The following is a 12,237-nucleotide window of genomic DNA, read 5'->3' on the forward strand; positions in this document are numbered from 1 at the left end:
CTCAGGCGCTGCGACCGGGGGCCGACGCGGGGCCGGTGGTCTCGACGAACGCGCTGCCCTTCCACTGCCAGGTGGCGCTCTCCCGCACGTCGGGGCAGCAGCGTGGTACGCCGGTCGAGGAGTAGCCGAGCAGGGTCGCCGAGACCCGGCCGCCGCGGACGGCGACATCCGTGACCGTCAGCTTCCGGGCGGGGTCCACCAGGGTCGCGACGACCCGGGGTGCGGCCCCGCCCGTCTGTGTCAGGACGTAGACCCCGCTGGGCGGCGTGCCGGATCCGGCGGCGCAGTGGACCACGGCCACGGTCTCGGGCCTGCCGTCGCCGTCGAGGTCACCGGGTGCCTTCCGGGCCACGGTGCGGCCGACGGCGCCGCAGTCGAGCGGGAAGTCGGCCCGGGCGGGGTCGGGAGCCGCGGCGGCCTGTGCGCTGCCGTGCGGGGCGGTGGCGCGGTGCTCGGACGCGGAGGCCGTCGCGGTCGCCCCGCCGGGCTGGAGCAGCCCCGCCCCGGCGACGACCGCGGCCATCGCCGCGGCCGTGGCGAGCCAGTGCACCGGCTTGGCGCCGGTGTGCGCGAGGTCCGGGAGCGCGGAGGTCTGCACGCGGTATGTCTCCTGTGGGTCCTGGAAGCCGGGGCAGGCGGTGCCGGGCGGGGCCGGCGGGCGGGGGGTGGCCAGCATCGTGCCACACCTCACACTCCGGGGGAACGGCGGGGTCACCACCGGTCGGCCCGCCGCCACGCGACGGCGCCGCCGGCTCGCCCCCGGGTCGGTCCGGGAACGGGGCGGCGGCGCCGTCGTGGGTACGGGTTCAGTCGCGCGGTGCGGAGCCGCTCCGGCTGCCGGGACCGTCGTAGTCCTCGCCGTAGGCGCCCTTGGAGGGGCGGCGACGGCGCAGCGGGGGTTCGACGCCGTCCGCGAGGCGGCGGGCGGTGACGAGGAAGCCGGTGTGGCCGATCATCCGGTGGTCGGGGCGGACGGCCAGACCCTCGACGTGCCAGTTGCGGATCATCGACTCCCAGGGCTGCGGTTCGGCGAAGCAGCCGATCTCACGGATGGACTCGACGGTCCGCGAGAGCTGGGTGGTGGTCGCGACGTACGCGCAGAGGATGCCCCCGGGCACGAGCGCCTTGGAGACGGCCTCCAGGCACTCCCAGGGGGCGAGCATGTCCAGGACGACGCGGTCGACGTCGGTGTCCGCGAGGTTGTCCTGGAGATCGCCGACGGTGAGCTGCCAGGCGGGGTGCGGGGAGCCGAAGTAGCGCTCCACGTTCTGCCGGGCGATCTCGGCGAAGTCCTCACGGCGCTCGTAGGAGTGCAGCATCCCCTGCTCGCCGATGGCGCGCAGGAGGAAGGTGCTGAGGGCTCCTGAGCCGACGCCGGCTTCGACGACGCGGGCACCGGGGAAGATGTCACCGAAGGCCAGGATCTGCCCCGCGTCCTTGGGGTAGACCACGGCGGCACCGCGGGGCATGGACAGGACGTAGTCGGGGAGCAGGGGGCGCAGCGCGAGGTAGGCGACGTTTCCCGTGGTACGGACAACACTGCCCTCGGGAGCACCGATCAGCTCGTCGTGCGGGAAAGAACCCTTGTGGGTGTGGAAGTTCTTTCCGGCTTCGAGCGTGAAGGTGTAGTGGCGTCCCTTGGGGTCGGTGAGCTGGACCTGGTCCCCGACTGTGAATGGGCCGCGACGGCGGGCGGCACCGGTCGGTTCGGACATGCGATCAGCCTACCGGTATTCGGCGGCCGCGTTTCCGGGGGCCGCGGCGGGCCGGCCGGCGGTCAGGACGCGGGACGGGCCATGGCTGCGACGAACGCGCGTTCGACGTCGGCGGTGGACAGCACGCCGTAGATCTCCCCGGTCTCCTCGACGACGAGGTACTCCGTGGCCGGGGTCGCCTTGAGACGGTCCAGGAGCGCCTCGCCCGCGAGCTCGGCGGGCACCTTCATCCCCTCGGTGAGGTCCTGGGCCAGGCCGCTGACGGCCACCCAGGGCCTGCGGTGCTCGGGCACACCGACGATGGCGGTCTCGCGGACGACCCCCTTGGGGTTGCCCTGGCCGTCCACGACGACGAGGGCGCGGGCCCCCGCCTCGTTGGCACGCCGCAGCGCCTCGGAGAGCGGGGTGGCGGACTCCACCGGGACGGCGCGCCGGGTGAGCGCCCGGGCCCGCAGGTCCGGAAGGTGCTCGCGCAGCCGGGCCATGCGCAGGCTGTTGCCCGCTCCGGTCCAGATGATCCCGGCGAGGATGGCGGCGAGCAGGGCGTCGGTGACGGTCTCCACCCCGCCGACCTTGCTGGAGGCGTTGCCGAGGGCGCCGGTGTGGGTGAGGAGCGGGAGTCCGATCAGGACGGTGACGGCCAGGCCACGGCCGACCCACGCCGCGGCGACGGTGCCGCTCATGGGCTTGCCCGTGAGCTTCCAGACGACGGCACGGAGCATACGGCCGCCGTCCAGGGGGAGGCCTGGGAGCAGGTTGAAGGCGGCGACGATGAGGTTGGAGACCATCAGGCCGGCCAGGAGCACGCCGGGGACGGTGCCCGCCTCGACGAACTGGAGCGGGACGAAGAAGAGGCCGCCGAGCACGAGGGAGAGGAGGGGTCCCACGAAGGCGAGGACGAACTCCCGGCCCGGGGTCTCGGACTCCTTCTCGATCTCGGAGACGCCGCCGAAGAACTGGAGCTGGATGCGCCGGACCGGCAGTTTGTAGCGCAGCGCGGCGACGGTGTGGGCGAGCTCGTGGACGAGGACCGAGGCGTAGAACGCGATCGCGAAGAAGAGGGCGACCAGGTAACGGAGTCCGCCGAGCTCGGGCAGCACGCGGTCGAGCTGGCCTCCGAAGACCCAGGTGATCAGCGCGGCGACGACGAACCAGCTGGGTGCCACGTACACCGGCACGCCGAAGGGACGGCCCATGAGGAGGCCGCCGCCGGGATCATCCGGCCGTCGCGGTGCGCCCTTCCCGGGGCCGGTGCCGGGGTCCTTGCCCCCTGCGCCGGGCTGCGGGCGCCCGCTGTCGCCGCTCTCGTCCACGGGATCCCTCCGGTCGGTGGCGTCTGCCACGATCATGCAGTGTGCGAGCTCTGTGGTCGATGGTATGCCGCTCGGTGTCGGTGGCGGGCCGTAGGGTCTGCGACATGACCTCCGTATCGCGCCCGCCCCGGCCACCCTCGTCCCTGTCGCCGTCGCGCGCGAGCGATTTCATGCAGTGCCCCCTGCTCTACCGCTTCCGGGTCATCGACAAGCTCCCCGAGAAGCCCAGTGAGGCGGCTACCCGCGGCACGCTGGTCCACGCCGTCCTCGAGCGGCTGTTCGACGTGCCGGCGGGCGAGCGTACGGCCCCCCAGGCCAAGGCGCTCATCCCCGCCCAGTGGGACCGGCTGCTCGAGTCGAAGCCGGAGCTGACCGAGCTCTTCGCCGGGGACGCGGACGGGGAGCGGCTCGCCGGCTGGCTGAGGCAGGCGGAACAGCTCGTGGAGCGCTGGTTCTCGCTGGAGGACCCGACGCGTCTGGAGCCTGCCGAGCGGGAGCTGTTCGTCGAGACCGAGCTCGAGTCGGGGCTGCGGCTGCGCGGGGTCATCGACCGCGTGGACGTCGCTCCCACGGGCGAGGTCAGGATCGTGGACTACAAGACGGGCAAGGCCCCGCGTCCTGAGTACGCCGAGGGCGCGCTCTTCCAGATGAAGTTCTACGCCCTGGTGATCCGGCGCCTGAAGAACGTGGTGCCCCGCCGGCTCCAGCTCGTCTACCTCGGCAGCGGCGACGTGCTCACCTACGACCCGGTTCCGGCCGACCTGGAGCGGGTGGAGCGCAAGCTGGTGGCGCTGTGGGAGGCGATCCGGCTGGCCACGGAGACGGGCGAGTGGCGGCCGAGGCCGACGAAGCTGTGCGGCTGGTGCGACCACCGGGCGGTGTGTCCCGAGTTCGGCGGGACTCCCCCGGTCTATCCGCTGTCCGTCCGCCCGGCGGATCCGGTGGAGGGTGTGCAGGGCAGAATGGAGCCGGTCCGGGCCGGCACCGGCCGACCGGAGGCCCTCGAAGGCCCTTGAAGGAGATTCCGTGGCTATCCGCGTCCTGCTGGTCGATGATCAACCGCTGCTGCGCACCGGTTTCCGGATGATTCTGGAGGCGGAGGGCGACCTCGCGGTGGTCGGCGAGGCCGGTGACGGCCTCCAGGCCATCGATCAGGTGCGCGCGTTGCAGCCCGATGTGGTGCTGATGGACATCCGCATGCCGCGGATGGACGGCGTCGAGGCGACCCGGCAGATCACGGGCCCCGGGCGCGACGGCCCGGCGAAGGTCCTCGTGCTGACGACGTTCGATCTCGACGAGTACGTGGTCGAGGCGCTGCGCGCCGGAGCGAGCGGTTTCCTGTTGAAGGACGCTCCGGCCAACGAGCTGGTGCAGGCCATCCGGGTGGTGGCCGGGGGTGAGGCGATGCTCGCGCCGAGCATCACGCGCCGGCTGCTGGACAAGTACGCCGATCACCTCCCGTCGGGCGAGGAGCCGGTGTCGGACGCCCTGAACACGCTCACGGAGCGCGAGGTGGAGGTGCTGAAGCTGGTGGCGCGGGGGCTGTCCAACGCGGAGATCGCGGCCGACCTGTTCGTGAGCGAGACGACGGTCAAGACCCACGTGGGCCACGTGCTGACGAAGCTGGGACTGCGCGACCGGGTGCAGGCGGCCGTCTACGCCTACGAGAGCGGCCTGGTGCGACCCGGGGCCCAGTGACCCGGGGAGCCACCCGGCCCCGGCGACCCGCTCCGCGCGGCGCCGGGGCCCGCAGGGTGACGCGGGTGTCCGCGTGAACGGCGATGCGGCCCGGGGCTGGGGAGCCCCGGGCCGCATCGCCGTTCACGCGGAGGTCAGGAGGCGGTGCCCCGGCCCAGCTCCCAGAGCTGCAGGTCGGCCGAGGAGGTGACGGCCCACTCCACGCCGGTCAGCTCGTCGAGCGAGGCGACGTACTGCTTGCCCTGCCAGACGGGCAGGAGGGGGACGTCCTCGGCCACGATGTTCTGGATCTTCGCGAAGGTCTCGGCGGCGGCGCTGCGGTCGGCCTCGCGCCGGGACTGCGGGATGAGCGTGTTCTGGATGGCGGCCGACGCGTACGGCGAGTTGAGGAAGTTGTCCTTGTCGAGGAACGGCGCGGTGTAGGTGTCCGGGTCCGGGAAGTCCGGGAACCAGCCCATGCCGTACACCGCGTACTCGCCCTTGCTCTGCGCCGGCCGGTACTTCGCCCAGGGGGTGCCTTCGGCCTTGACCTCGAAGAGCCCGGAGGCGTTGAGCTGCTTCGCCAGCAGCTCGAACTCGGCCTTGGTCGCCGGACCGTAGTGGTCGGTCGTGTAGTGAAGCGTGAACTTCACCGGCGTGTCTATGCCCGCCTTGTCCAGGGTCTTGGCGGCCTTGGAGACGTCGGGATCGCCGTACTTGTTGAAGAAGGAGTTGGTGTGGTTGGTGATACCGGAGGGGATCAGCGAGAACAGCGGCTCGGCCGTGCTGCCGTACACCTTGCTCGCGATGCTGCCGCGGTTGATGACCTGGGCGATGGCCTGCCGGACGGCCTTGTCCTTCACCACCGGGTCCTCGGTGTTGAAGCCGAGGTAGCTGATGGCGAGGCCGGGCATCTCCGTGAGCTTGATGCCGTCCTTGGGCTCGGCGAGCATCTCCTGGGCCTGCTCGGGCGACATGGTGCGGGTCATCATGTCGATCTTCTTGTCGTCGAGGGCCTTCCCCATCGCCTCCGCGTCAGGGAAGGGGGTCATCTCGACCTCGTTGTTCAGGATCTTCAGGTCGCCCTTGTACTTGGGGTTCTTCGTGAAGACGAGCTTCACGACCTGGTCGTCCTTGACCTCGGGCTTCATGGTGTACGGGCCGGACCCGTCGACCTGGAAGCCCTCACGGGGCGTCTTCGCCGGGTACTTGTCCTTCTGGACGATGCCCGCGGGCGGCGTGGCCAGCTTGTACGGGAAGGTCGCGTCCGAGGTGCGCAGGTGGAACACGACCTGGTTCTCGCCCTTGGTCTCGATCGTGTCGATGTTGGCGAGCAGACCGACCGGTCCGGCCTCGTCCTTGATGTCCAGGACGCGCTGGATGGAGTACTTCACGTCCTCCGGGGTGACGGGTGTGCCGTCGGCGAAGGTGAGCCCGTCACGCAGCGTGCAGCGGTAGCTCTCGTTCTCCGTGTCGGTGAAGGCGCAGCTCTCGGCCGCCTCGGGCACCGGCTCGCCGCCGCCGCGCGGTATGTGCGTGAGGGTCTGCACGGTCTGGCGCAGCACGTTCCAGATACCTGCGTCGTAGGCGATCGCCGGGTCGAACGGCGCCGGGGTGTCCGCGGAGGCGCTGAACTGGTCCGTCGTACCGACAACGATGGCATCGCCCGCGGCGTCCGACCCGCCACAGGCGGCGAGCACAGGCGCGAGCAGGCCCACTACGGCCGGCAGCACCAACGTCTTGCGGTTCATCTGGGCGTTCTCCCTCATCACGGCATGCGAGAAAACTGACATTAGTAGGCGCTGCCAAGACGCCCTACCGGCGTGATCCGGACCCGTATCCGTTCGGTGATCGCCCATGACGGCCTGTCTATGTCACGCCCCGGAATGTTTCGTGCACAGCTCCACCAACCGGACTTTTGGACGCCCATATCGGGCAGCGCAGCCGGTCCCGCGGGACCCGGAACACCGAGACGCGTGAGCAACGTCACATCCGGGCTCGAATCGCCGCATGGGCATGCACCTGATCACGCCAAAGATCACCTGTCCTGGCCGACCAGATCATGCAGGAACCGGAGATTCACCTGTTCGAGAGAGGGAACGACCACTCGCCCCGGTCCGGGGGCGATCGGCGCCACCGACGGCACGGCGACGACCCGGCAGCCAGCCGCCTCCGCCGCGGCCACGCCCGTCGCGGTGTCCTCGATGACCGCGCAGCGCCACGGATCCGCGCCGAACCCGGCGGCCGCGGCGAGGTAGGGCTCGGGGTGGGGCTTCGTGCGGGTGACCTCGTCCCCGGCGATCGTGAGCGCGAAGTGGTGGTGGCCGACCGAGTCGAGCACCCGGTCGATGATGCGCCGGTGCGAGGCGGAGACCAGGGCGGTGGGGATCTCGTGGGTGGCCAGCTCGGCGAGGAGCCGCGCGGCGCCGGGCATCAGGGGCACCCCCAGTCCCACCCGCTTCTCGAAGCGGTCGTTCAGCAGCACGGTGAGCTCGTCGAGGGCGATGTCCGCGCCGGTGGCCTCGATGAGGTAGCCGGCGCTGCGGGTCATGGGACCGCCGACGACCACGTCACGCCAGCTCTCGTCGAGCCGGTGCCCGAGGTCCGCGAACACCTCGGCCTCCACGTCCCACCAGAAGTTCTCGGTGTCGACCAGCGTGCCGTCCATGTCGAGAAGGACCGCCTGCAGGGCGGATCCTTCGGCCGTACGGGTCAAGGACGCGGGGACCGTACTGGTCATCCGGCACACCTCCATGGGGGACGAGAAGGCCGGCCACCTCCCCGGTGGGAAGGGTGACCGGCCCGCGCTGGACCGACCATTGTACGACTCGTCCGCATACGACGCGTGGAACGCGCGGTTACCGCGCGTCGAACCGCGCCCCGAGGACCGTCGCGTCCTGCCCGCCGTCCGCCGGGCAGGACGCGACCGCGTCACCGTGCGTTGAAGTACTTCGCCTCGGGGTGGTGGATGACGATGGCGTCGGTGGACTGCTCGGGGTGCAGCTGGAACTCCTCGGAGAGCTCCACCCCGATGCGCTCCGGTTCCAGGAGCGCGGCGATCTTCGCGCGGTCCTCCAGGTCGGGGCAGGCCCCGTACCCCAGGGAGAAGCGCGCGCCCCGGTAGCGCAGGGCGAACATGTCCTCGACGTCGGACGGGTCCTCGCCCGAGAATCCGAGTTCACCGCGCACCCGTGCGTGCCAGTACTCGGCGAGGGCCTCGGCCAGCTGCACGGAGAGCCCGTGCAGTTCCAGGTAGTCGCGGTAGGAGTTCGCCTCGAAGAGTTTGGCGGTCTCGGCGCCGATCCTCGAACCGACCGTGACGACCTGGAGGCCGACCACGTCGGTCTCCCCCGACTCCTCGGGCCGGAAGAAGTCCGCGAGGCACAGGCGACGGCCCCGGCGCTGGCGGGGGAACGTGAAGCGGGTGCGCTCCGAGCCGTCCTCGTGCAGCAGGATCAGGTCGTCGCCCTTGGACACGCAGGGGAAGTAGCCGTAGACGACGGCGGCTTCCAGCAGGTTCTCGGTCTGGAGCTTGTCGAGCCAGCCGCGCAGGTGCGGCCTGCCCTCGCTCTCGACGAGCTCCTCGTACGACGGCCCGTCGCCGGCGCGGGCCTGCTTGAGGCCCCACTGGCCCTTGAAGAGGGCGCCCTCGTCCAGCCAGGAGGCGTACTCCTTGAGCTGGATGCCCTTGACCACCCGGGTGCCCCAGAACGGCGGCTCGGGGACCGGGTTGGTGACGGACACGTCGGAGCGCACGCCCTCCTCCGGCTCCGGGGCCTCCGGCAGGGCGGTGTCGCGCTTGGGCACCCTGCGCTGCTTGAGCTCGGGGAGGGTGGCGCCGGGGACCCCGCGCTTGACCGCGATGAGGGCGTCCATCAGCCGCAGGCCCTCGAAGGCGTCGCGGGCGTAGCGGACCTCGCCCTCGTAGATCTCGTGCAGGTCCTGTTCGACGTAGGCCCGGGTCAGGGCGGCACCGCCCAGGATCACCGGGTAGTCGGCCGCCATCTTGCGCTGGTTCAGCTCCTGGAGGTTCTCCTTCATGATCACGGTGGACTTCACCAGCAGGCCGGACATGCCGATGACGTCGGCCCGGTGCTCCTCCGCTGCCTCCAGGATCGCGGAGACGGGCTGCTTGATGCCCAGGTTGACCACGTTGAAGCCGTTGTTGGACAGGATGATGTCGACCAGGTTCTTGCCGATGTCGTGGACGTCGCCGCGGACGGTGGCCAGCACGATCGTGCCCTTGCCCTCGTCGTCCGTCTTCTCCATGTGGGGTTCCAGGTAGGCGACCGCGCTCTTCATGACCTCGGCGGACTGCAGCACGAACGGCAGCTGCATCTGCCCGGAGCCGAACAGCTCTCCGACGACCTTCATGCCCTCCAGGAGGGTGTTGTTGACGATGTCGAGGGCGGGCTGCGTCCGCAGGGCCTCGTCGAGGTCGGCCTCCAGGCCGTTCTTCTCCCCGTCGATGATGCGCCGCTGGAGCCGCTCGTCCAGCGGCAGCGCCCGCAGTTCCTCGGCCTTGCCCTGCTTCATCGACTTCATGTTGACGCCCTCGAAGAGCTCCATGAGCCGCTGGAGAGGGTCGTATCCCTCTTCCCGCCGGTCGTGGATCAGGTCGAGGGCGACCTTGACCTGCTCCTCCTCCAGCCGGGCGATGGGCAGGATCTTCGAGGCGTGCACGATCGCGGAGTCCAGGCCCGCCTTCACACACTCGTCGAGGAAGACGGAGTTCAGCACCACCCGGGCGGCGGGGTTGAGGCCGAAGGAGATGTTCGACAGGCCCAGGGTGGTCTGCACCCCGGGCCGGCGCCGCTTCAGCTCACGGATCGCCTCGATCGTGGCGATGCCGTCCTTGCGGGACTCCTCCTGACCCGTACAGATGGTGAAGGTCAGGCAGTCGATGAGGATGTCCGACTCGTGGATGCCCCAGTTCGTCGTCAGGTCCTCGATGAGCCGCTCGGCGACGGCCACCTTGTGCTCGACGGTACGGGCCTGGCCCTCCTCGTCGATGGTCAGCGCGATCAGCGCGGCCCCGTGCTCGGCGGCCAGGGCGCTGACCTTCGCGAACCGCGACTCGGGCCCGTCCCCGTCCTCGTAGTTGACCGAGTTGATGACCGCGCGCCCGCCCAGCTTCTCCAGCCCCGCCCGCAGGACGGGCAGCTCCGTGGAGTCCAGCACGATCGGCAGCGTGGAGGCGGTGGCGAACCGGCCGGCCAGCTCCTCCATGTCCGCGACCCCGTCGCGCCCCACGTAGTCGACACACAGGTCGAGCATGTGAGCGCCCTCACGGATCTGCTCACGGGCCATCTCGACGCAGTCGTCCCACCGGGCCTCCAGCATCGCCTCGCGGAACTTCTTGGACCCGTTGGCGTTGGTCCGCTCGCCGATCGCCAGGTACGAGGTGTCCTGGCGGAACGGGACCGTCTGGTACAGGGAGGCCGCGCCCGGCTCGGGGCGCGGATCACGCACTCCGGGGACCGCGCCGCGGACCCGCTCGACGACCTGCCTCAGGTGCTCCGGCGTCGTACCGCAGCATCCGCCGACCAGAGAGAGTCCGTACTCCTGTACGAAGGTTTCCTGGGCGTCGGCCAGCCCCTCGGCGTCGAGGGGGAAGTGCGCCCCGTCCTTGGTGAGCACCGGCAGTCCGGCGTTCGGCATGCAGAGCAGCGGGATGCGGGAGTGGCGGGTGAGGTAGCGCAGGTGCTCGCTCATCTCCGCGGGGCCGGTCGAGCAGTTCAGACCGATCATGTCGACCCCGAGCGGCTCCAGCGCGGTCAGCGCCGCACCGATCTCGGAACCGAGCAGCATGGTGCCGGTCGTCTCGAAGGCCAGGGAGCACAGCACCGGGAGGTCGCTGCCCAGCGCCGCCAAGGCGCGGCGCGCACCCAGCACGGCGGCCTTGGTCTGCAGGAGGTCCTGGGTGGTCTCGACGATGAGGGCGTCGGCGCCGCCCGCGATCAGACCCTCGGCGTTCTGCTGGAAGCCGTCGCGCAGGACCGTGTAAGGGGCGTGGCCGAGCGTCGGCAGCTTGGTGCCGGGGCCCATCGAGCCGAGGACCCAGCGCTGCTGGCCGGTGGACTCGGTGAAGCGGTCGGCCACCTCGCGGGCGAGGCGGGCACCGGCTTCGGAGAGCTCGTGGATCCGGCCGGGGATGTCGTACTCACCCAGAGCGGAGGCGTTCGCGCCGAAGGTGTTCGTCTCGACGCAGTCCACACCGACCGCGAAGTACTCCTCGTGCACCGAGCGCACGATGTCGGGCCGGGTCACGTTCAGGATCTCGTTGCAGCCTTCGAGGTTCTCGAAGTCCTCGAGGGTGGGGTCCTGGGCCTGGAGCATGGTGCCCATGGCACCGTCTGCCACCACCACACGGGTGGCAAGGGCCTCACGGAGCGCTGCGGCTCGGGTCCGGCTGTCAGCGGAGGGGGTCGGCGACGAGGCCATGGATGTTCTCCCTGGGATGCGACGGCTGTCGGCTTTGCGCCCTTCTGCGGAGGAGGGCACGCGGCCAGCGTAGCGGGGCGGGGCCGGGCCGGTAGCCGTGTTCCAGGGGACGGACTGCATGCTGTCCGGGGCGCGGCCCCGTCCGCGTGGTGGCGCAGAATCGTCGCGCGGCCAGACACAGGTCGGCATCGACCGATAGTGTTCAGCATTGTCGAACCGAGGTGGAGGAGTACGGCGCGATGGCCAAGAACATCCAGTCGCTCGAGCGGGCAGCGGCGATGCTGCGTCTGCTGGCGGGCGGCGAGCGTCGGCTCGGGCTGTCCGACATCTCCTCCTCCCTCGGGCTGGCCAAGGGCACCGCCCACGGAATCCTGCGCACGCTCCAGCTCGAGGGCTTCGTCGAGCAGGACCCGGCATCCGGCCGCTACCAGCTCGGCGCCGAGCTGCTCCGCCTGGGCAACAGCTACCTCGACGTGCACGAGCTGCGGGCCCGCGCCCTGGTGTGGACCGACGACCTGGCCCGCTCCAGCGGGGAGAGCGTCCACCTCGGCGTACTGCACCAGCACGGGGTCCTGATCGTCCACCACGTCTTCCGGCCCGACGACAGCCGGCAGGTCCTCGAGGTCGGCGCCATGCAGCCGCTGCACTCCACCGCCCTGGGCAAGGTGCTCTCCGCCTACGACCCCGTCGCGCACAGCGAGGCCGTCGACTCGGAGCGGCGGGCCTTCACCCAGCGCACGGTCACCGGCACGCAGGAGTTCGAGTCCCTGCTGGACGTGATCCGGGCCCAGGGGTGGGCGGCCGACGTGGAGGAGACCTGGGAGGGGGGTGGCGGCCGTGGCCGCGCCGATCCACGACAGGCGCAGGATGCCCGTCGGCGCCGTGGCCGTGACGGGCGCCGTGGAGCGCGTCTGCACCGGCGGCGACCTGCGGCCCGAGCTCGTCGCCGCCGTACGGGACTGCGCCCGTGCCGTCTCGCGGGACCTGGGGGCCGGGCGCTTCTGAGCGCACCCTCGGCGCCGCACCGCCGCGGCCACGCGACGACGGCCGCGCCCCCTCGTCACACTTCCGGGGAGTCCGCGGCCCTG

At 71.0% G+C, this 12,237-nt stretch carries 8 protein-coding genes and 1 pseudogene; 3 read left to right on the forward strand and 6 right to left on the reverse strand.

The genetic code is table 11. The features are described from left to right. Position 1: 1 nt before the first annotated feature. From BA175_RS22945 to BA175_RS22955, 3 genes are all read right to left on the reverse strand, one after another. On the reverse strand, positions 2 to 598 hold the full coding sequence (locus tag BA175_RS22945) for a hypothetical protein (protein WP_069173716.1): 597 nt from the start codon (positions 596 to 598) through the stop codon (positions 2 to 4). A 208-nt stretch (positions 599 to 806) separates the two neighbouring features. After that, positions 807 to 1,715 carry a tRNA (adenine-N1)-methyltransferase gene (locus BA175_RS22950; protein ID WP_069173389.1) on the reverse strand — a complete coding sequence of 303 codons (909 nt, stop codon included), beginning with the start codon at positions 1,713 to 1,715 and terminating at the stop codon, positions 807 to 809. 62 nt (positions 1,716 to 1,777) lie between these two features. Then, complete coding sequence (locus BA175_RS22955) at positions 1,778 to 3,028, reverse strand: site-2 protease family protein (RefSeq protein WP_069173717.1); 1,251 nt, start codon at positions 3,026 to 3,028, stop codon at positions 1,778 to 1,780. Positions 3,029 to 3,198: 170 nt separating this feature from the next. Between BA175_RS22955 and BA175_RS22960 the strand changes: the two genes are divergently transcribed. Next, a complete protein-coding gene (locus BA175_RS22960; protein ID WP_069173390.1) occupies positions 3,199 to 4,044 on the forward strand; it encodes a RecB family exonuclease in 846 nt (281 codons plus the stop codon). A gap of 10 nt (positions 4,045 to 4,054) precedes the next feature. Then, positions 4,055 to 4,726 carry a response regulator gene (locus BA175_RS22965; RefSeq protein WP_069173391.1) on the forward strand — a complete coding sequence of 224 codons (672 nt, stop codon included), beginning with the start codon at positions 4,055 to 4,057 and terminating at the stop codon, positions 4,724 to 4,726. A 134-nt stretch (positions 4,727 to 4,860) separates the two neighbouring features. On the opposite strand, the gene BA175_RS22970 is transcribed toward BA175_RS22965, so the two are convergent. The 3 genes from BA175_RS22970 to metH all read right to left on the reverse strand — a co-directional run bounded on the left by BA175_RS22970 (position 4,861) and on the right by metH (position 11,149). Beyond that, positions 4,861 to 6,456, reverse strand: a complete 1,596-nt coding sequence (locus BA175_RS22970) for an ABC transporter substrate-binding protein (RefSeq protein WP_069173392.1) — start codon at positions 6,454 to 6,456, stop codon at positions 4,861 to 4,863. Positions 6,457 to 6,743: 287 nt separating this feature from the next. Beyond that, the gene (locus BA175_RS22975) at positions 6,744 to 7,445 is read right to left on the reverse strand and encodes an HAD family hydrolase (protein ID WP_069173393.1); all 702 of its coding nucleotides are present in this window, start codon (positions 7,443 to 7,445) and stop codon (positions 6,744 to 6,746) included. Positions 7,446 to 7,636: 191 nt separating this feature from the next. After that, positions 7,637 to 11,149: a methionine synthase gene (gene metH / locus BA175_RS22980; RefSeq protein WP_069173394.1), complete on the reverse strand. Its 3,513-nt coding sequence runs from the start codon at positions 11,147 to 11,149 to the stop codon at positions 7,637 to 7,639. 239 nt (positions 11,150 to 11,388) lie between these two features. On the opposite strand from metH, the pseudogene BA175_RS22985 reads away from it, so the two are divergent. After that, a pseudogene (locus BA175_RS22985) lies at positions 11,389 to 12,154 on the forward strand (IclR family transcriptional regulator). Positions 12,155 to 12,237 lie beyond the last annotated feature (83 nt).

The organism is Streptomyces griseus, from assembly GCF_001715295.1.
GTDB classification, from domain to species: domain Bacteria; phylum Actinomycetota; class Actinomycetes; order Streptomycetales; family Streptomycetaceae; genus Streptomyces; species Streptomyces griseus_G.

Coding starts and splice junctions, on each gene's coding strand:
- BA175_RS22950 (WP_069173389.1), bottom strand. CDS start 1,715: ATGTCCGAACCGACCGGTGCCGCCCGCCGTCGCGGCCCATTCACAGTC.
- BA175_RS22970 (WP_069173392.1), bottom strand. CDS start 6,456: ATGAACCGCAAGACGTTGGTGCTGCCGGCCGTAGTGGGCCTGCTCGCG.
- BA175_RS22975 (WP_069173393.1), bottom strand. CDS start 7,445: ATGACCAGTACGGTCCCCGCGTCCTTGACCCGTACGGCCGAAGGATCC.
- metH (WP_069173394.1), bottom strand. CDS start 11,149: ATGGCCTCGTCGCCGACCCCCTCCGCTGACAGCCGGACCCGAGCCGCA.
- BA175_RS22960 (WP_069173390.1), top strand. CDS start 3,199: ATGCAGTGCCCCCTGCTCTACCGCTTCCGGGTCATCGACAAGCTCCCC.